The organism is Kribbella sp. NPDC004138, from assembly GCF_053603655.1.
The window spans coordinates 1-19,032 of the sequence record NZ_JBSGFZ010000004.1; the positions used below are offsets into that span (position 1 = coordinate 1).

Here is a 19,032-nt window from a genome sequence, read left to right on the forward strand (position 1 = left end):
GCCCCTGCATCCCCCCTCTCCTCCCCGGCCCCCCCCGCCCACCCCCCCCCGCCCCCCCCGCCCCCCCCCCCCCGCCCAGGCGGCCCCACCACAAACCCCCCCCCGCCGCCCCCCAAGCGCGCGCCGGGGCGCGGTGCCCCGGATTGTCGCAGTACTTGTGGCGTTCGATGCCCGGCGTTCACCCGGCTGACGTAGCGTGAAAAGCATGGCTCCGACACCCTTGCTCGGTTCCCGCACGCTCGACCGTCAGACCGCCCGGACGCTGCCGCCCGGCCCGAAGCTGCCGACGCTCGCCCAGACCGTGCTGTTCGCGAGTCACCGACGCACGTTCTTCCCACGGATGCGGGACAAGTACGGCGACGTGTTCACGATCCGCCTGGTGCCGTCGAGCCGCGTCTGCGTCGTGCTGAGCCGCCCGGAGCACATCCGGGAGGTGTTCGGCAGCCCGCCGTCAGTGATGCACGCCGGCGAGGGCAACACCGTGCTCGAACCGATCATGGGCTCGCACTCCCTGCTGCTGCTCGACGACGAGGACCACGTGCGGATGCGGAAGCAACTGATGCCGGCGTTCTCCGGCGCCGCGCTGCGCGGGTACGCCGCCATGGTGCTCGACCTGGCCCGCGCCGAGGTGGCGAAATGGCCGGTCGGTGAGCCGTTCAGGATGCACCAGCGGATGCGGAACCTGACGCTGGAGATCATCCTGCAGGTGATCTTCGGCGTCACCGACCTCGACCGGCTGAACACGCTGCGCCCGCTGCTGGACAAGATCGTGTCGGTGTCGCCAGTGATCATGCTCGGCGGCTTCTACCCGCAACTGCTCCGCGTCCGGCCGTGGAAGACGTACCTGGACACCCAGCGGCAGGTCGACGAGATCCTGTACGACGAGATCGCCGCGCGCCGCGAGACGTTCGCCGGGCGCACCGACGTCCTCTCGCGGTTGCTTGCTGCCGGCAACTGGTCGGACGTGGAGCTGCGCGACCAGCTGGTGACATTGCTGCTGGCCGGGCACGAGACGACGGCGACCGCACTGGCCTGGACGTTCCACGAGCTGGCCCGGCGGCCGGCCGAGCTGGCGTTCGGGCAGCGCGCCGCCGACGCCGGGGCCGACGACGAGCTGGAGGCAATCGTCAAGGAGGCGATGCGGCTGCACCCGGTCGTCTACCAGGTCGGCCGGCGGCTGACCGAGACCGCGGACATCGCCGGCTACCGGCTGCCGCGCGGGACGACGATCATGGCTGCGATCGGCCTGGTGCACCGCGACGGCGAGCACTTCCCGATGCCGCAGGACTTCCGCCCGCAGCGCTTCCTGTCCGACGATCCGCCCGCGCCCGGCACCTGGATCCCGTTCGGCGGCGGCGCCCGGCGCTGCATCGGCGCCGGCTTCTCGCTGATGGAAGGCACCGAGATCCTCCGCGCCGCCCTGGCCGCCTACGACTTCCACGCGCCACACCCCAGGCCGGAGCCGCCTCAGGCCAAGAACGTCACCCTCGTCCCGCGCCACGGCGCCGAGGTCTCGGTCACTCGCCGCTGACCCGCGGCGGTCAGTCCTCCAGGTCGCCGACGTCGCCCAGGTCGACGTCGCGGTAGCTGCCGCGGTCCTGGTCGTCGTCGTCCTCGAGCTCGAAGTCGTCCTCGTCGTCGACGACGTGCACGGCCGCCTCCTCCGCGCCGGCCGCGGCGCCGTCGATGCCGACGTCCTCGGCGTACAGCTCGCTGTCGTCGTCACTGTGCGCGCCCTCGTCGGAGGCGACCAGGCGGCCCGAGCGTTCCGTGCCGACCTGCGGGCCGCCGACGTCCTCGCCGTCCTCGGCGTACGGGTCGACGTCCGGGACCTCCTGCGCGATCCGCTGGTCCAGGGACTCGCCCTGCAGCGCCTCGTCCGCGGTCGTCCCGAAGCCTTCGCCCGCGGACCACTTCTCCGGCGGCGAGTAGCCCTCGTCGAGCAGATCCGCCACGCCCCGGTCGTCGAGCGTGTCCTCCGCCTGCAGCTGGTCCTCGTCGTCGACGGAATAGCTGCCGTAGTCCTCACGGTTGTTCTCGGTCATGGAGCAACACTGAACCGAGACCGGCACGGGAATCAAGCTGGCGCACCCATCGCGCAGAATGGGGCGCGTGGATCCGGTCAGGCTGACGTTGGACCAGTTGCGGGAGCTGCGCGACGACATCGCGCCCCACGCCGCGCGGCGGTCCCGCGCCTCGATCGACCGCCGGATCGAACGCTGGCGCAGCCGGGTGTTCTTCATCGCCCAGTGCGCGCTCGCGGCCGGCGTCGCGTGGACCCTCGCGCGCTATGTCATGGGTCACAAGCAACCGTTCTTCGCGCCGGTCGCCGCGATGGTCTGCCTCGGTTTCAGCTTCGGTCAGCGGCTGCGCCGGGTCGCCGAGGTGATGGTCGGCGTGGCGGTCGGCGTCGGCGTCGGCGACCTGTTCGTCAAGGTCTTCGGGACCGGCATCCTGCAACTGGTGTTCGTGATCGCGCTGGCGATGAGCGTCGCCGTCCTGCTCGGCGCCGGCAACCTGATGACCACCCAGGCGGGCGTCCAGGCCGCGATCGTCACAACGTTGCTGCCCAATCCCGGCGCCGGCTTCAGCCGCTGGCAGGACGCGGCGCTCGGCGGACTGGTCGCGCTGGCCGCGGCCACCATCGCACCCGCGGCGGCGATCCGGCGCCCGCGGCAACAGGCGTCCGGGGTGCTGAACGAGCTGGCCGAGATTCTGGTCGAGACCGCCGACGGTCTGCGGACCCGCGACGAGGAGGCGATCACCGACGCGCTCCGCCGCGCCCGGGCCAGCGAGTCACGGCTCGACGACCTGCGCAGCGCCGCCGACGAGGGGGTCGCGGTCGTACGGCTGTCCCCGTTTCGCCGCCGGCACCGCGGGCGGGTGCAGGAGATCGCCGATCTCGTCGTACCGCTGGACCGTGCGATCCGGAACACCCGGGTGCTGGTCCGCCGGTGCGCGGTGTCGGTGTGGCGCGACGAGGCCATGCCCGCGGAGTACCCGATGCTGCTCGACCGCCTCGCCGACGGCACCCGCCTGATCGGCGAGTCCCTGTTCGAACCGGCCGCCGACGTGGCCGCGCACCGCGTTCTGGGCGAGCTGGGCCGGCGGACGGCGGACCTGCCGCAGCCGGCCGGACTGTCCGCGGTCGTGGTCCTCGGTCAGCTCCGCTCGACGATCATCGACCTGCTCGAGCTGACCGGTACGTCGTACGACGAGGCCCGCAAGCTGGTCCCGCTGCGCCCGGACGGGCTCGACGAGAAGTAGTGACTCAGGTCACAGACCGGATTCCCGTCATACCTTCGGGAGCGCGGCGTCTCACCGGCATGACGATCCACCGACTGATGACCACGATGGCCACCGAGCAGGTCCGTGAGCTCGAGGACCTCCTGGCCCGGACCACCGACGACCGGACCGACGCCGCCGCCGAGCAGTAAGGCGCCAGCCGGACGAACGGACCCGGGCGGCGCACCCGGACGGTCTTGCCCACCGAGCCAGACCGCACGGAAGTCGCACGCAAACGCAGAGGCGCCCCAGTGCGAAGCGCCCCCGGATCCGTGACCGGTGCACCGCCACAGAGGTGCACCCCACCACCCGCCGACCATCCTGACGCCGTTTGCGCGAGGCTCAGGCCGGTCGGCGGGTGTTTTATTTGCCAAACAGAAGTAGCTGAGTGAAGAAGGAAGATGCTCGTCACCCGGTGCGAACCGGACAACCCAGCGGCGTGCAGCGACAACTGTCAGTCGCGCCCCGGCGACGCGACCGCGAGCGCGTTCCGGCGGCAGGCGTCGGCCAGGCGGTCGTCGTACGTGACCACCAGGTCGGCGTCGATCAGCACCGCGGTCGCGAGATGCAGTGCGTCGGGACTGCGCAGGATCAACGGCTCGATCCGCCGGGCGACGCTGACGACCTCACCCGTCATCGGGCGTTCGTCGATGCCGGACATCGCGCCCTCGATGAGGTCGCCGGCATCGGCAGGCTTTCTGACTCGGGCCAGGACGACGCGAGAGACCTCGACCCAGGCAAGTGAGGACGACGCCAGTACGTCGCCCTGCTCGTACCGGCTGTCCAGGAACTCCACCAGGTCGTCGGATTCGTCCTCGGCGACGACTCGCTTGATCAGCGCGCTGCTGTCGAAGTAGATCCGCATCAGAAGCGGTCGTCGCGGTCGAGCAGATCGAGGCTGGTGGTGCCCTTCGGCAGCCGCAGGCGTGGTGTCACCTTGCGGTACGGCACTCTGGCCGGCTGGACGGCATGCTCGGCCCGGGCACGCTCGCGCTCACCAGCCGGGTCCGCCGTATCGATCAGGTGCAGCCGCCGGCCGAGCGCGTCCCGGACGATCTCTTGCTGCGACAGGCCAGTCCGTGCCGACTCCGCCTGAAGCGCGGTCGTCACGTCAGGTGGGAGTCGCAGGTTCATGGCCATGGACGATGGTACCACGCATGGCACCATGCATGGTACCGCTCAGCTGAGGGACCCGACCGCCGAGTGACGCCGGCCCACCGAAGCCGCCACGCACCGAACAAATACTTCTTCTCTTCTTCTTTGATCCGTCAGCCGGCAACTGTGATCTCGGTGGTGACCGAGTTCGCGATGAAGCACTCGCGGTGCGCCACTTCGTGGATCCGCTTGATCGTGGCGGCGTCCGGCTCGGGGCCGTTCCAGACGATCGTCGGGTGCAGGGTCACCTGCGTGATCGCCAGCCGCCCGGCGGGTCCGGGCGCCATCACCCCGACCGCGTGATCGTCGTACGCGTCGACGACCAGCCGCTTCCGGGCCGCGATCGCCAGAAAGGTGAGCATGTGGCAGGACGAGATCGCCGCCACGAACGCCTCCTCCGGGTCGACCGGGCCCGGGTTCCCCAGGTACTTCGGGTTCGCCGAGCCCGGCACCGTGACACCGCCGTCGAAGCGCCACTCGTGGTCGCGGTCGTAGGTGTCGTAGGTGAACTCGTTCGCACCACGGCTCCAGCTGATATCGACCACGTGCTCCGACATGCTCAGGTCACCTTCCCGCGACGTCTCCGTGGCACCAGGTCGGCGCCGTCACCGGATTGCATCGTACGGCGGTGTGCCCGGGCAGCTTGGCGACGAAGTCGCTGTCGTACCGCGCGGCCATCCCGGCCACCGGCCAGTCGGTCGTCACCACTTGCGCGCCGCTGGCCAGGGCGATCCCGAGCCGGCTGTAGTCCTTGTCCCGGATCGTCGCCATCGGCTCGTCGGACCGGGTCCGGATCAGGTACCCCTTCGCGACCAGCCGCTGGATCTCGGCCTGGTTCGCGCCCCGCGGGTCGTTCACCTGCGTGATCGCCGCGTCCGGCTCACCTTCGGGGCCACGGGTGAAGACCGCACGGCCCTCGAGGTTCTGGTGACCGGTCCGGTAGAGGTCGCGGATCGCGCCCGGGCCGCCGTTGTCGAAGTAGAACAGCACCTGGCCGCGGACGTCGTCGAGCTTCGGCCAGCCCTTGGTCAGCACCGACTGCTCCAGGGTCAGGCCGGGCTTGCGGACGTCGTCCGGCGTCAGCAGGTCCTGCTCGGAGAACACCGACCGGATCTCGCGGTCGACGCCTTCCAGGGTGGCCGCGTCCCACGGCGGGGACTGCACGCCGCCGGCCGCGACCACCTTCGGGTCGGACTGCTTCAGCTCGAGGTTGATCGTGATCGGCACGTGGTTCGGGTGCTGGTCCGACCACGACTTCACCTGCTGCAGGCACAGCACGAAGGTGTCGCAGGTGGTGTTGTAGTCGAAGTCCGGGATGTGCATGACCTTGATGCCCGGCTGCACCATCGCCGGGTCGGTGAGCGGCCCCTGCCCGGTCAGTTTCCGGATCAGCGGATACGTGTACAGACCGCCGTCCGGGTCCGGCAGCAGGTCGAGCTCGAGCGTGCGGACGTTCTGGTCCTCGAGCTGCTGGGTGATCGGCGCGTGCGAGTACCAGAGGTCGACTGATCCCGGGTTCTGCGCCTGCTGGACCTTCTGCTCGGCCGGGCTGAGCTCACGGTGGTACGAGTTGTGCGAGCCGATCATCTGCACCTGGTTGAAGCGCAGACCGCCGCCGTTCCCGCCCGAGTGATCCCGGCCGAGCGCCGTACCGGCGACCCCGGACGCGGCCAATGCGACGGATGCAAGGCCCGCAACAGCTGTCTTGTTGATGCGCATACGAGTTACCCCTCCTCATGACCAACTGTCGGCAATCTGTCACAAAGAGGTGGCAACGTTGTCCCCCCGAGCGTGGACAATAAGTGAATGTTGACGTCCTCCCCATCCGGAGTGGATAGGGATTTCAACTGCTCCGCGGAGGTAGCGAGTTGAGGTTCACGCGTCGGCGAGATCCGGGGTGGCATCTCTCGGCGTGCGCTGACGGCCCGTCCGGCCGCGATGTTGACTGCCGCATTCACGTCCGCGTTCGCCTGATGTCCGCAGGCCACACATCGGAAGATCGCTTGACTCTTGCGGTTCTCCGGTGCGCGATGCCCGCAGACGCCACCTGCGCGGTCCCGGGTGATGCGGTACGACTTCGCAGCGGGTATCTGGCGCGACAGCCGGAAGCGCACCCAGCCCACCTTGGGCACGTTGACTTCTGCCCACTTCCGGTTGAGCTTGACGATCCGAGATGCTTGAGCCCCGACGATTCGGAACCCCTCGTGCAGTCCGGCCTTACGCCAACTTGGCCGTCGGTGGGTGCCGGCGAAGAAGTTCCGGACAGCCTGCTGGAGGTCTCGCAGCGCCTGCTGCTGCACGGTCTGCGACCCCGCCCGCAGCCACGGGAAGGTGGCTCGCGCCTCGGTCAGTTGCCGGCACTGCCCCGCAAAGCTGGGCACCGGACCCTTGTCCCGAGTCCACATCCGCCACTGCTCGAGCCCCAGGTTCCACATGTACCGAGCGTGCATGCATTGACCCAGCAGTGGGGCTTGCTGCGCGGGGTTCGGGTACAGCCGGAACCGGGACATGACATTCAGCCAATCACTCGGGACCGACAGTCCCCGGCTTCCGAAGGGAGGGAGTCGCGGGTCGCCGCGTGTGCGCAGCACACGCTCACTCGCGACGATCCAGGTGAGTAAGTCGGCCGATATCAACCCAGGTACGGCGTACCCGCTGCGCCGGACGCCGACCCAGGACCGGGCCAGCCGGCAGGTCGAGCGGATTCTGGACGCGGCGTGTGCCGAGGTGGTCGAGCGCGGGTACGACGCGGCGTCGACGAGCGGGATCGCGAAGCGTGCCGAGATCGCGGTCGGCAGCGTGTACCGGTACTTCCCGGACAAGCGCAGCCTGATCCAGGCCATCGAGCGGCGGAACCAGGCGCGCTACACCGACGCGGTCGGGGAGCGGCTGGCGGACGTGACGAGCTGGCGCGCGGCGGTCGACGTCACGCTGGAGACGTTCCGGGAGATGCACCGGACCGACCCGGGCTTCAAGGCGGTCGTGCTGAGCGGGCTCGGCGACCCGGAGCTGGAGGCGAAGCCGGGCGAGTTCGACGACCAGCACGCCGGCGAGTTCGCGGAACTGCTGGCGGCGCGGTTCGGCGCCCGCGACTCACAGGACTTCCGGCTGGCGGTGACGCTGAGCATCACGATGGGCGAGGCGCTCGCTCACCTGGCGGACCGGTTGTCCGCGGACGAGGCGGAGTACGTCCTGGATCAGGGCCGGCCGGTGCTGTACAACCTGCTCGCCCCCCACCTTCCTGCTTGAGCCGGAGAGGAGGCTCAAGCAGGTGTTCCGTCAGGCCGCGGACGGCAGGCCCAGGGCCGGCCAGTGGCTGACCCGGCCCGCCAGGCGCGCCCGGCGCGGGTTCCGGACGTCGTACGCGACGATCACCCGGTCACCCTTGGCGTAAGTAATCCTGCTCCCGACCGGGAACTTGCGAGCGACCTCGTACGGCCCCTCACCCCGGCGGGTGTAGTACTCGACGATGACCTCGGTGTAGACCGCCGGGGCACCGCTCTGCAGTTGGCCGCGGACCGGGCCACGCACCCGGATCACTCGTCCCGCGGTCTTCTCTTCCGTGCCGGTGGGGATCTGGGACGGCCGAAGACCGGCCAGAACTTCGGTCACGATGAAGGCCGCGACCACCAGCACCAGGCCGAACCCACCGAGTACAACGATCGTCAACATGGCACTCACCCCCGACGCGCCACCCGCGAGCGACGCGGTCGTTGTCGAAACTGCCTTGCGCGGCCCTTGCCGCACACCGGTGGGACGCCACCGGACTCCACTTGGTTCCAGGTAAGTACAAAAACTTTTCTACAGGACCATAGTAGAGTCCGGTGGAGTGGTGTTTCTAGAGGTAGAGTTGACCTGAAGTTGTCAGTTTCCGCCCATTCCGAACTGGTACTGCGGCGGTACTGGCCGGTGCGTGCCAAGTGCCTCCTCGGCGGCCAGCCAGTAGTCGGTCAGCGGGTTCGCACCCTCCCGGACCGTGGCCAGCTGGATCCCGGCAGCCAGCAGGTCGTGTGCCGTCGCCGGGTCCCCGGTCTCCAGCGCGTGCCGGACCCGCAGCAGCTGGATCCGCGGGTCGTCGGGGGCCTGCGCCAGCATCCGCTCCGCCCGCGGTACGTCGGTGTCGAGCGCGGCCGCGACCGCCTCCACGACAAGCGGCACCAGGTCGGGCCGGAAGGCGACAGCGCGCTCGTAGTACTCCAGCTCCCCCGTGACGAGCCCGAGGTTGCGGAGTGCACACACGTTGTCCCCTGACTGCCGCCACGCTTCGACCGCACCGTCGACATCACCGTCGTAGTGCCGCGCCACACCCCGGTGGTACCAGACGAGCCAGTTGTCCTCGGCCGCTTCCAGCAGGTCCCGCCACGCCACCAGAGTCCCGTCCGGTACGTCGTCCACGGCAGGCAACTGCCCGTCGAGCAGCGGCAGCCATGCCTGCTCGCGCGACGTCAACGTGTCCGCGCTGAACGGCGTACCGTCCGACACCGTCCAGCCGGTCCGCCGCAGCTCCAGCGCACCCCACCCGGACCCGACGGCAAGCCGTTCCGCCGGGGCAGCGTCAACAACCCCCAACCACGCCTCCTCACGAGCCGGCAGCTCGGCGAGCAACGGCTGCAACGCCTCGGCACCCGCGGCCCGAGCTGTCGTCCAGTCCTGGGAGTGCGCACGTCCGGCGTCCATCGACAGCCGTCCGTACGCCTCCAACCAGTGCCAGGAAGTCTCACCAGGCAGCCTCAGATGCTCCATCTGGGTCCGCGCGAGCCCTGCCTGGATCTCGGCGTACCCATCCCCTTCCAGCCCCGGCGACAACCACTCCTGCCACCGTCGCCCGCCGTCTCCTTGCCCCCACACGAAGAGCTTCCGGCCACGCAGCCGCCCGGTCGACGCCTGCACGAGCCCGTCACCGGCCCCGTCGACGGACGCGATCCACGACCGCTCCCCGGCCAGCGGCTCGAAGAAGTAGTCGATGGCGCGCGGATGCCGCATCGGATAGGTCAGGTCCGTCGTCACGTCGACGAGGTCGAGGCGGCTGCCGTAGCCGAACTGCCAGGCCTGGTCGGCCGGCACCAGCACGCGGTGGTCCGGGGACTGCGGGACCGCGATGTTCGACCACCAGTACGCGGGGACGTCGGCGTCGGACGGGTTCTGCAGCCGGACCCCGACGTACAGGAACTCCGAGTCCTCCGGCAGCCAGAAGTCGAGCTGGGTGACCAGATTCCGGGTGCGTTCGAGCTCCCACAGCCGCAGGACCGGCGTACCGTCCGGGCCCTCGATGCGGGCGGCGTGCATCGGCGCGCAGGTGCCGGTCCAGTGGCCGGTGCTGCCGACGTTCCACTCGACGCCGCCGGCGAACCAGGCGTTGCGCAGGGCGAGGTTCGCGGGCTGGAAGACCGGGTTGCGGTAGAGCAGCTCCTGCCCGTGGTGGACGAGCGAGTAGAGCCGGCCCCCGAGGCTCGGCAGGATCGTCGCGCGCACGTGGTCGTTCTCCAGCACGAGCGCCGGAAGCTCCGTCTCGACCAGGGTGCGGTCGTACCCGTCCTGGTTCAGGCACGGCAGCGGGCTGTGCAGGCGCCCGTACTCGACGTTCGCCCGCAGGTCCGCGGGAAGCTCGGCGATGTTCTCGACGAGGTGCGGCTCGCGCTGGGTGCGGAGCGGCGCCAGCGGGTTCTCCGAACCGAGCGAAGCTGCGGGAAGTACGACGTTTTGAACAGAAAAGATCGTCACTGCTACATCTTCCCAAGTGCGCTATACATGGTCGACATGGACGCTGATGTGATCGTCGTCGGGGCGGGACTGGCCGGCCTGGCCGCGACCGCCGAGCTGGCCGACGCGGGCCGGAAGGTGCTGCTGCTCGACCAGGAACCCGAGGCGTCGCTCGGCGGACAGGCGTTCTGGTCGTTCGGCGGGCTGCTGTTCGTGAACTCCCCGGAGCAGCGCCGGATGGGGATCAAGGACTCCCGCGACCTCGCGCTGCAGGACTGGCTCGGCTCGGCCGGGTTCGACCGGCTGGACGACGAGGACAAGTGGGCCCGGCAGTGGGCCGAGGCGTACGTCGATTGGGCGGCCGGCGAGAAGCGCCCGTGGCTGCACGCGCAGGGCGTGCGGTTCTTCCCGGTCGTCGGCTGGGCCGAGCGCGGCGGGTACAACGCCGACGGCCACGGGAACTCGGTGCCGCGGTTCCACATCACGTGGGGCACCGGGCCGGGGCTGGTCGCGCCGTTCGAGCGCCGGGTCCGGGAGGCACACGCGTTGGGGCTGGTCGAGTTCCGGTTCCGGCACCGGGTGGACGAGCTGACGGTGACCGGCGGCGTCGTCGACGGTGTCGCGGGCAAGGTGCTGGAGCCCAGCGACGTACAGCGGGGGATGCCGAGCTCGCGCGTCGAGGCCGGCGACTTCCAGCTGACCGCGCAGGCCGTGATCGTCACGTCCGGCGGGATCGGCGGCAACCACGACCTGGTGCGCGCGCAGTGGCCGCAGCGGATGGGGCAGCCGCCGCAGCGGATGATCAGCGGCGTACCGGCGCATGTGGACGGCCGGATGCTCGCGATCACCGAGCAGGCCGGCGGCCGGTACGTGAACCGGGACCGGATGTGGCACTACACCGAAGGCATCCAGAACTGGGACCCGATCTGGCCGATGCACGGCATCCGGATCCTGCCCGGGCCGTCGTCGCTGTGGTTCGACGCGACCGGGAAGCGGCTGCCGGTGCCGCTGTTCCCGGGGTTCGACACGCTGGGCACGCTCGAGCACATCATGCGGACCGGGTACGACTACACGTGGTTCGTGCTGACCCAGAAGATCATCGAGAAGGAGTTCGCGCTCTCCGGCCAGGAGCAGAACCCGGACCTCACCGGCAAGGACATCCGCGGCGTGCTCGGCCGAGCCCGCGGCGGCCCGACGGCGCCGGTGCAGGCGTTCATGGACAAGGGCGCGGACTTCGTTGTCCGCGGCAACCTTCCGGACCTGGTCCGGGGGATGAACGACCTGACCGGCGAGGGGCTGATCGACCTCGACGACCTCGAGCGGCAGATCGTCGCGCGGGACCGGGAGCTGACCAACACGTTCACCAAGGACCTGCAGGTGACCGCGCTGCGCGGCGCCCGCAACTACCGCGGCGACAAGCTGATCCGGGTGGCGTCGCCGCACCGGATCCTGGACCCGAAGGCCGGTCCGCTGATCGCCGTCCGGCTGAACATCCTGACCCGCAAGTCGCTCGGCGGCCTGCAGACCGACCTGGAGTCCCGCGTCCTGCGGGCCGACGGCAGCCCGCTCCCCGGTGTCTACGCGGCCGGCGAGGTGGCGGGCTTCGGCGGCGGCGGTGTCCACGGCTACCGCTCACTCGAGGGCACCTTCGTCGGCGGCTGCCTCTTCACCGGCCGTACGGCGGGACGCGCAGCGGCCAAGGCAGTGTCCTGACGGACCACCGCGGACACCGTCGTTGTGTGCCGCGATCCGATGTCCGGGCGGAAGGACGGCTTCTAGCGTGACGCCATGCGCCGCCTTCTCGCCTTGTCCTCCGCCGTTCTGCTGCTGGCCGGTGTGACCGTGCCCGCCAGCGCCCATCGACAGCTCCACGTCCCGGGTGCCGAGTATCAGGAACTCGCGCACCTGGACGATCTCACCACCGCCGGTACGGTCGCGTCCGGTCATACGAATCCCGCCGACTACGCGGGCCTCACCCACTCCGGGTTGCCGCAGCAGTCCGGCGTGCCTGGCGTGCAGATCGACGGGTACTTCCCGGACACCTCGCACACCAACACCAACCACGGCTGGAACCACGACGCGCAGTTCGTGATCCGGCTACCGCAACGCTGGAACGGCGGGCTGGTCGTCTCCGGTTCACCCGGCGTGCGAGCGCAGTACGCCAACGACAAGTCGATCTCGGACTACGTGCTGTCGCTGGGCTACGCCTACGCCGCGACCGACAAGGGCAACACCGGCGCCGCGTTCTCCACCGACGGCATCCGTCCCGGCGACGCGATCGTCGAGTGGAACGTCCGTACGACGCAACTCGCCCGCGCCGCACGCGCCACCGTCGCGCAGCACTACGGCCGCCCGGCGCGCGAGGTGATCGCGGCGGGCATCTCGAACGGCGGCTACCTGGTCCGCTGGCAACTCGAGAACCACCCCGAGCTCTACACCCGCGGCGTCGACCTGGAAGGCACGCTGTGGACGGTCGACGGACCGAACCTGTTCACGTACTTGCCCCAGGCAATCACAGGCTACGAGCAGCACGACACTGCCAAGATCGTGGCAGCCGGATTCAACCCGAAGTCCGGCTTCCTGTGGGACTACCACTACACGGTCTACTGGAAGCTGACCCAACGCATCTACGCGGCGGAGCTCGACCCCACCTACACCGGCGCCGAGGCCGACTACGACTACGCGCAGCGCCCCGAAGCTCGCAGGGCCATCGCGCGGATCGCTCTGACCGGAAACATCCGCCGGCCGCTGACCACGATCCACGGCACGTACGACAGCCTGCTCCCGATCACCCAGGATTCCGACGTGTACGCCGAACTGGCGAAGCACACCGGTCTGCACACGTACCAGCGGGTCGAGGCAGGCAACCACGTCGACGGTCTCGTCGACACCTACCCCGACCAGCTGGTACCGCTCGTCCCGTACCTGCAGCGGGCGATCAGAACACCATTGTGAGCAGATCGGCGAACAGTTCCTGATCGTCGATCTCCAGGCCGCGGTTCGTGAACCAGGTGGCCATGTTGTGGCAGTCGCGCAGCAGGAAGTCCATGCCCTTCGGGTTGCCGACGATGTCGATCACCTGCGGGAGATCGATCATCACGATCCGGTCGTGCTGCGCGAGCACGTTGTACGGCGAGAGGTCGCCGTGCGCCAGGCCCGCGCGGGCCAGCTCGCGCATCCCGTCACGGAGCTGCTCGAAGTACAGGTCGAGCAGCTCCTTCGACGGCCGGACCTGGGCGAGCCGCGGCGCGGCGCCGCCCTCGCCGTCGTCGATGAACTCCATCAGCAACTCGGTGCCGTCGACCTGGACCGGGTACGGCACCGGGACGCCGGCCTTCCACAGCCGGTTGAGGGCGTCCCATTCGGCGTACGCCCACTGCCCGGCCGCGACGGACCGGCCGTGCGAGGTCTTCTTCGCCATCGCCCGGGTGTCGCGGCTGTTGCGGGTCCGGCGCCCCTCGACGTACGCCGTGCTGCGGTGGAAGGACCGGTGCTCCTCGGTGCGGTACCGCTTCGCGGCCAGCAGCGAGGACTTCGCCGGGTTGTCGCCGATGACTTCGACGGCCCGTTCGAGCAGGAAGACGTCGGCTTCCTTACCGGTTTTGAGGACGCCGAGCTCGGTATCGATCGCGGCCTGTTCCGTCACCACCCAGTCCGGGCGGGGATCAGGCCCGCGAGAGCCGCGCTCGACGTCCAGCCAGGTGGACCACCGCTGATCCGGCCCCAGCTCCTCGTCGACCGTGTGGAACTTGAAGACGAAGGCGTCGGCCGGGTCGGTGTCTGAGTAGTTATCGGTGAGTTCGTACTCGGGAAAAGACAACGGAGATGCTCCTGAACCGTGAAGTGGGACTGATGCGGACATGCCGCAGCACAGTGATGGCCATCCGTCAGCCCTCCTTAGGTCCAGGCAGCGCGCGTCGCCGCTCGGGTCAAACCAGGATGCCGGGCGCTCCCGCCGCCCGCAACGCATTTACCGGAACTGCGATCCCGCGGTCGGCCGCAGCCGCAGCTCCTGGGCCGGTTTCGCCGACCGGCAGACCAGCTCGGGCTGCACCTGCCGCTGCCACACGGGCGACGCGGCCAGCTGCCGCCGGTGCTCGTCGTACGCCGTGTCGTCGGCGAACCGTGCGAACCAGGCGAGCACCACCTCGTCCCGCAACGGCAGCTGCGGGAAGTTGTTCTCGGCAACCAGGCTCTCGAACACCGCGACCGGCTCGGCGCCGGTCGCGGTGAGCACCGGGGCGACGTGGTCGGTGAAGAACTCGACGAACTCGTCGTCCTCGCCGGCGCGGTGGTAGACGGCACCGGCGATCACCGAACCCGTCGCCTCGCCCGTCCTGGGCGTTTCCAGGGCCGGGTAGCCGGCGCCGAGCCGGACAGGCCGCAGCAGCAGGGCGTTGTCGGAGTCGATCATCGTCACGTTGGCCGCCGCCGCGTGCGCGCGCCAGTCCGGCCCGAAGTAGAACGCGTTCAGCGCGTCCGCGCGCGCCGGCAGGTCCCGGAAACCGCGGATCCAGACGAACCGGTCGGGGTCGTCCAGATCGCGGAACTGACCGACGATGTGCATCCCGGTCCGCTCCTGGCCATCGACCAGGTGGGTGTCGAAGACGTCGATCAGATCGTCCCGCTTTCCGGGGTGCAGGGTGTACTGGCGCAGGTCGACCACGGCGCAACACTCGTTCATGAGTGCGAGCAAACCATTGAAACCTGACAGTTACTGTCAGGCTACAAGCGTTTCAAACAGCCGTAACAGGCGGGCACTTGAAAGGTCCGGCCGAGTTTGATCTGGTGGAGACAGGTGGTTCAGCCCCCAAGCCACCCGACCTGCACGACGACACGACGAGGTATCTCCCGTGACGATCGCAGCTGCCGAAGTCTCCAAGCAGAGAATTGCCGATGCCACCCACGAGCTGCTGCTCGAGGCCGACACTGTTCCCGATCCCCGCCACCAGGAGTGCCTCGACGAGGTCATCCTGCTGAACGCGCCGGTGGCCAGATCGATCGCCTCGCGCTACCGCAGCAAGGGCGTCGACGCCGACGACCTCGAACAGGTCGCGTACCTCGGGCTGGTGAAAGCCGCGAACGGGTACCGGCTGGACGCGTCGACGGCCTTCCTGTCGTACGCCGTACCGACGATCCGCGGCGAGCTGAAGCGGTACTTCCGGGACTGCGCCTGGACCATCCGGCCGCCGCGCCGGGTGCAGGAGATGCAGGGCAGCATCGCCGCGGCGGAGCCCGAACTGACCCAGCGGCTCGGTCATGTGCCGACCGACCAGGAGACCGCCGAGGCGCTCGGCACGCACCCGTCCGAGGTCGCCGAGGCCACCTCGGTCCGGGGCTGTTTCAGCACCCTCTCGCTGGACGCACCCGGCCCGACGGACGGCGCGACGAGCCTGATGGAGACGGTCGCCGACGCCGAGGACGGCTACGACCTGGTCGAGAACGTGCACACCCTCACGCCGGCGGTCGCGAATCTCGGCGACCGGGACAAGCGGATCCTCCAGCTGCGGTTCTGCAACGGCTTCACCCAGGAGGAGATCGGCAACGAGCTCGGCGTCAGCCAGATGCAGGTCTCCCGGCTGCTGCGCGGCATCCTGGAGACGCTGCGCACCGAACTGGCTGTGCAGCCACCTCCCCCGGCCGGCTGATTCGGGTACCGTCGCCTGGTGGACTTCGAGGAGGCGGCGGATGCGGTGTACGCGGCGCCGGCGGCCGACTTCATTGCTACTCGCAACGAGCTGGCCAAGCAGCTGAAGGCCGACGGCGACGCGCTCGCGTCGACCCGGCTGAAGGCGCTGCGCAAGCCGACGGTCGCGGCCTGGATCGCGAACCTGGTGGCCCGCAGGCTGCCCGACGAGCTGGACGACCTGCTCGCGCTCGGCGACGAGTTCCGGGAGGCGACGGCCGACCTGGACGGCGAGCGGCTGCGGGAGCTGACGCCGAAGCGCCACCAGCTCCTGGACAAGCTGTCCAAGGAGGCCGCCCGGCTCGCGGACGAGGAGGGCCAGAAGGTCAGCGCGGACGTCGGCCAGAAGCTCCGCGAGACCCTCGACGCGGCGCTGGTCGATCCGGCCGCGGGTGACGCCGTCCGCGAAGGACGACTGAGCAGCGCGCTGCGGCACGTCGGTTTCGGCGTCGTCGACGAGACCGGCGAACCGTCCAACGTCACCCCACTCACCGACGAGCGTCGCAAGGCGGCCCGGGACCGGCGGAAAGCACAACAGGCCGAGACCGACAAAAAGGCAACGGCCGAGCAGCAGCGCGAGGCCGCCCAGCGCGAGCAGGACGAGCGGGAGGCCGCCGAGAAGGCCAAGGCGAAACAGGCCTTCGAGGACGCCGTCGCCGCGGCGCAGCAGGCCGAGGCCGAGGTCGAGGATCTGGACACCCAGCTCGACAACGCCCGCGAGGCGCTCGCCGAGGCCCAGGCCCTGGTACACCGCTTGGGCGGTGAGCTCGACGAGGCACGTCGTACCGCCCGGGAGGCGCAGAAGGAGAGCCGCGAGGCCCGCAAGCGCTACAACCGGCTCTGAACTGGGTACCGGCCGGGGCGGCGAGAGGAGCCGACCATGGCGCGGGCGATCTGGAGCGGGTACATCAACTTCGGGCTGGTCTCGGTGCCGGTCGGCCTGTACAGCGCAACCCAGGAACACGAGATCGACTTCCACCAGTTCCAGAAGGGGACGTCGGACCGGATCCGGTACAAGCGGGTGAACGAGCGCACCGGCCGCGAAGTCCCGTACGACAAGATCGTCAAGGGCCACGACGTCGGCGGCGGCGAGTACGTGATCGTCGAGCCGGACGAGCTGGACGACATCGCGCCGGGCAAGTCCCGGTCGCTGGAGATCGACACGTTCGTCGACCTCGACGACATCGACCCGATGCACTTCCAGAAGAGCTACTACCTCGGCCCGTCGGACTCCGGGAACGCCTCGTCGTACGCGCTGCTGCGGGACGCGCTGGCGAAGACGAACCGGGCCGGGATCGCGAAGTTCGTGATGCGCGGCAAGGAGTACCTGGCGACGATCCGGGCCGACGACAAGGTGCTCGTGCTGGAGACGATGTTCTTCGCCGACGAGATCCGCGACCCGGACGAGGAGCTCGGCACGCTGCCGCGGAAGTCCGGCGCCGGCAAGCAGCTGTCGATGGCGGTCGACCTGATCGAGGCGATGAGCGGCCAGTGGAAGCCGGCCGCGTACGAGGACACCTACACCGAGCGGGTCAAGGAGCTGGTGAAGTCCAAGCACCAGGGCAAGGAGATCGTGTACTCCGAGGAAGAGCCGCAGGCCACGAACCCGACCGACCTGGTCGCCGCCCTCCGCGCCAGCGTCGAGGAGGCTCGCAAGTCCCGCGGCGCCCGCAAGAAGACCGGTCCGGCGAAGAAGACCACCGCGAAAAAGACCACCGCGAAAAAGACTGCAGCCAAGAAGAGCACGGCCAAGAAGTCGGCCCAGGGCAAGAAGAAGGCGGCCTGACAGCACCCGCTAAAGTCGGCGGGCGTGGGTGGGCTTGTGCTGGGTGGCGTCGTACTGCTGGGAGCGTCGGTCCAGTGGATGACCGGGATGGGGTTCGCGCTGGTGGCGGTCCCGGCGCTGGTCCTGGTTCTCGGACCGCACGACGGGGTGTCGCTGGCCAACTGCGGTGCCGGGCTGATCTGCCTGGCGGGACTGGCCGAGGGCTGGCGGCAGGTCCGGCTGCGTTCGATGGTGCCGCTGATCGTCGCGGCGGCCTGCACGGTCCCGCTCGGTGCCTGGTTTGCCCGCCGCCTGCCCGAGCCCGTCCTTCTCGTCACCATGGGCGCCCTGGTGACGATCGCCGTACTCCTGCTGCTCCGCGGTTTCCGCCTGCGCGCTCTGACCGGTCTCGGCGGGGCGGTCGGCGCCGGCGCGGTCGGCGGTTTCATGAACGCGTCGGCCGGCCTCGGCGGACCGCCGATGTCGCTGTACGCCGTCAACGCGGGCTGGACGATCCGCGAATTCGTCCCGAACGCGCTCTTCTACGGCGCCGTCGTCAACGTGTTCTCGGTCGCGACGAGCGGACTCCCCGACCTCGACGCGGGTCGTTGGGCCACCGCCGGCGCGGGGCTGGTGGCCGGAGCGGTCGTCGGGCGGACGCTCGCCGGGCGGGTGTCCGAGCCGCGGGCCCGGCTGCTCGTGCTCATGCTGGCGCTGATCGGCGGCGCGACGACACTCCTCAAAGGGGCGTGGGGCCTTCTCCCGGCGTAGGGAGCAGGTAGCGGCTCGGGTTCGCCGGAGCGCCGGCGTCCAGCCAGCGGTGGAAACCGTCGGGGTTGCGGCGCTCGAACTCGTCGAGGCAGATCCGGCGCACCTCGGCGACGGCCTGGCGATCGCGCAGACCGGCGCCGTGCGCGAGCTGCGTCGCGGTCTCGGACCACACCCCGCACAGCTCCTGGATGCTGAGCGGGCACTGCAGCGACGCGATCAGCCGCTCGTCCTCCGCGAACTGCGTCTCGGACAGACGCTTCAGCTTGCGCTGTCGGCGGGAGGGTCGCGGGCCGCGGTCAGGGACGGCGAGATCGATCAGCACGAACACCGCGGCGAGGATCAGCGCCGCCGTCACCCCGAGGGCGCCCCACGCCAGCAGCCGGACCATGCCCGGCAGGCACAAAACGCCGGCCGCCGCCGTCGCGGCGACCAGGACCGCCGAACCGTACGGCGCGTCGTCGGTCACGTGCCGGACCACCGCCGCCAGCGGCCAGACGAGCACGAACACCACGACCAGGAGGAGCGACGCCGCGAGCGGACCGAGCAACAGGACACCGGCCAGCGCGCCGGCTGTCCCGACCCCGAGACCGGCCGCGAATCCCGCCCGCCGGACGACGCCTGGAAGGTGCATCACCACAGCTCACTCACCGTCACCACACCCCACAGAGTT

At 69.8% G+C, this 19,032-nt stretch carries 20 protein-coding genes; 9 read left to right on the forward strand and 11 right to left on the reverse strand.

The genetic code is table 11. The features are described from left to right. Window positions 1-205: 205 nt before the first annotated feature. Entirely contained in the window at window positions 206-1,531 is a 1,326-nt protein-coding gene (locus tag ACWEOO_RS06140; RefSeq protein WP_452142050.1) for a cytochrome P450, read from the forward strand. A gap of 10 nt (window positions 1,532-1,541) precedes the next feature. Here ACWEOO_RS06140 and ACWEOO_RS06145 read toward each other — a convergent pair whose 3' ends face one another. Continuing rightward, window positions 1,542-2,045: a DUF5709 domain-containing protein gene (locus ACWEOO_RS06145; RefSeq protein WP_452142051.1), complete on the reverse strand. Its 504-nt coding sequence runs from the start codon at window positions 2,043-2,045 to the stop codon at window positions 1,542-1,544. A gap of 58 nt (window positions 2,046-2,103) precedes the next feature. Between ACWEOO_RS06145 and ACWEOO_RS06150 the strand changes: the two genes are divergently transcribed. Next, window positions 2,104-3,267, forward strand: coding sequence for an FUSC family protein (locus ACWEOO_RS06150; protein WP_452142052.1), 1,164 nt, complete (start codon window positions 2,104-2,106; stop codon window positions 3,265-3,267). Window positions 3,268-3,739: 472 nt separating this feature from the next. Here ACWEOO_RS06150 and ACWEOO_RS06155 read toward each other — a convergent pair whose 3' ends face one another. The 5 genes from ACWEOO_RS06155 to ACWEOO_RS06175 form a co-directional block, all read right to left on the reverse strand. Next, window positions 3,740-4,150 (reverse strand): type II toxin-antitoxin system VapC family toxin, encoded by a 411-nt coding sequence (locus ACWEOO_RS06155; RefSeq protein ID WP_452142053.1) that lies wholly within the window; start codon window positions 4,148-4,150, stop codon window positions 3,740-3,742. Then, on the reverse strand, window positions 4,150-4,419 hold the full coding sequence (locus ACWEOO_RS06160) for a hypothetical protein (RefSeq protein ID WP_452142054.1): 270 nt from the start codon (window positions 4,417-4,419) through the stop codon (window positions 4,150-4,152). Before ACWEOO_RS06160 ends, ACWEOO_RS06155 begins: the two co-directional genes overlap by 1 nt. Before the next feature lie 134 nt (window positions 4,420-4,553). After that, on the reverse strand, window positions 4,554-4,997 hold the full coding sequence (locus ACWEOO_RS06165) for an OsmC family protein (protein ID WP_452142055.1): 444 nt from the start codon (window positions 4,995-4,997) through the stop codon (window positions 4,554-4,556). A gap of 7 nt (window positions 4,998-5,004) precedes the next feature. Beyond that, window positions 5,005-6,159 (reverse strand): phosphatidylinositol-specific phospholipase C1-like protein, encoded by a 1,155-nt coding sequence (locus ACWEOO_RS06170; protein ID WP_452142056.1) that lies wholly within the window; start codon window positions 6,157-6,159, stop codon window positions 5,005-5,007. Between the two features lie 5 nt (window positions 6,160-6,164). Then, entirely contained in the window at window positions 6,165-6,950 is a 786-nt protein-coding gene (locus ACWEOO_RS06175; protein WP_452142057.1) for a zinc ribbon domain-containing protein, read from the reverse strand. A 70-nt stretch (window positions 6,951-7,020) separates the two neighbouring features. On the opposite strand from ACWEOO_RS06175, the gene ACWEOO_RS06180 reads away from it, so the two are divergent. Beyond that, the gene (locus ACWEOO_RS06180) at window positions 7,021-7,689 is read left to right on the forward strand and encodes a TetR/AcrR family transcriptional regulator (RefSeq protein WP_452142058.1); all 669 of its coding nucleotides are present in this window, start codon (window positions 7,021-7,023) and stop codon (window positions 7,687-7,689) included. A gap of 30 nt (window positions 7,690-7,719) precedes the next feature. Here the strand turns inward: ACWEOO_RS06180 and ACWEOO_RS06185 are convergent, their stop codons facing one another. Both ACWEOO_RS06185 and ACWEOO_RS06190 read right to left on the reverse strand, forming a co-directional pair. Next, on the reverse strand, window positions 7,720-8,112 hold the full coding sequence (locus ACWEOO_RS06185) for a DUF3592 domain-containing protein (protein ID WP_359940415.1): 393 nt from the start codon (window positions 8,110-8,112) through the stop codon (window positions 7,720-7,722). A 192-nt stretch (window positions 8,113-8,304) separates the two neighbouring features. Next, a complete protein-coding gene (locus ACWEOO_RS06190) occupies window positions 8,305-10,161 on the reverse strand; it encodes a DUF5107 domain-containing protein (protein WP_452142059.1) in 1,857 nt (618 codons plus the stop codon). 36 nt (window positions 10,162-10,197) lie between these two features. Here ACWEOO_RS06190 and ACWEOO_RS06195 point away from each other — a divergent pair, with 36 nt between their 5' ends. Next, on the forward strand, window positions 10,198-11,853 hold the full coding sequence (locus tag ACWEOO_RS06195) for an FAD-binding dehydrogenase (protein WP_452142060.1): 1,656 nt from the start codon (window positions 10,198-10,200) through the stop codon (window positions 11,851-11,853). Window positions 11,854-11,928: 75 nt separating this feature from the next. Then, on the forward strand, window positions 11,929-13,095 hold the full coding sequence (locus ACWEOO_RS06200; RefSeq protein WP_452142061.1) for a tannase/feruloyl esterase family alpha/beta hydrolase: 1,167 nt from the start codon (window positions 11,929-11,931) through the stop codon (window positions 13,093-13,095). Here the strand turns inward: ACWEOO_RS06200 and ACWEOO_RS06205 are convergent. Beyond that, window positions 13,079-13,960 (reverse strand): serine protein kinase RIO, encoded by an 882-nt coding sequence (locus ACWEOO_RS06205; protein ID WP_452142062.1) that lies wholly within the window; start codon window positions 13,958-13,960, stop codon window positions 13,079-13,081. The genes ACWEOO_RS06200 and ACWEOO_RS06205 overlap by 17 nt on opposite strands. Before the next feature lie 150 nt (window positions 13,961-14,110). Then, a complete protein-coding gene (locus ACWEOO_RS06210) occupies window positions 14,111-14,824 on the reverse strand; it encodes an NIPSNAP family protein (protein WP_452142063.1) in 714 nt (237 codons plus the stop codon). Between the two features lie 169 nt (window positions 14,825-14,993). Between ACWEOO_RS06210 and ACWEOO_RS06215 the strand changes: the two genes are divergently transcribed. The 4 genes from ACWEOO_RS06215 to ACWEOO_RS06230 are packed head-to-tail and all read left to right on the forward strand — an operon-like array spanning window position 14,994 to window position 18,362. Further along, complete coding sequence (locus ACWEOO_RS06215) at window positions 14,994-15,788, forward strand: sigma-70 family RNA polymerase sigma factor (RefSeq protein WP_359940433.1); 795 nt, start codon at window positions 14,994-14,996, stop codon at window positions 15,786-15,788. 18 nt (window positions 15,789-15,806) lie between these two features. Further along, entirely contained in the window at window positions 15,807-16,670 is an 864-nt protein-coding gene (locus tag ACWEOO_RS06220) for a hypothetical protein (protein ID WP_452142064.1), read from the forward strand. A gap of 36 nt (window positions 16,671-16,706) precedes the next feature. After that, on the forward strand, window positions 16,707-17,612 hold the full coding sequence (gene ku / locus ACWEOO_RS06225) for a non-homologous end joining protein Ku (protein ID WP_452142065.1): 906 nt from the start codon (window positions 16,707-16,709) through the stop codon (window positions 17,610-17,612). 24 nt (window positions 17,613-17,636) lie between these two features. Continuing rightward, window positions 17,637-18,362, forward strand: a complete 726-nt coding sequence (locus tag ACWEOO_RS06230) for a TSUP family transporter (RefSeq protein ID WP_452142066.1) — start codon at window positions 17,637-17,639, stop codon at window positions 18,360-18,362. On the opposite strand, the gene ACWEOO_RS06235 is transcribed toward ACWEOO_RS06230, so the two are convergent. Beyond that, complete coding sequence (locus ACWEOO_RS06235; protein WP_452142067.1) at window positions 18,331-18,993, reverse strand: hypothetical protein; 663 nt, start codon at window positions 18,991-18,993, stop codon at window positions 18,331-18,333. The genes ACWEOO_RS06230 and ACWEOO_RS06235 overlap by 32 nt on opposite strands. Between the last annotated feature and the right edge of the window lie 39 nt (window positions 18,994-19,032).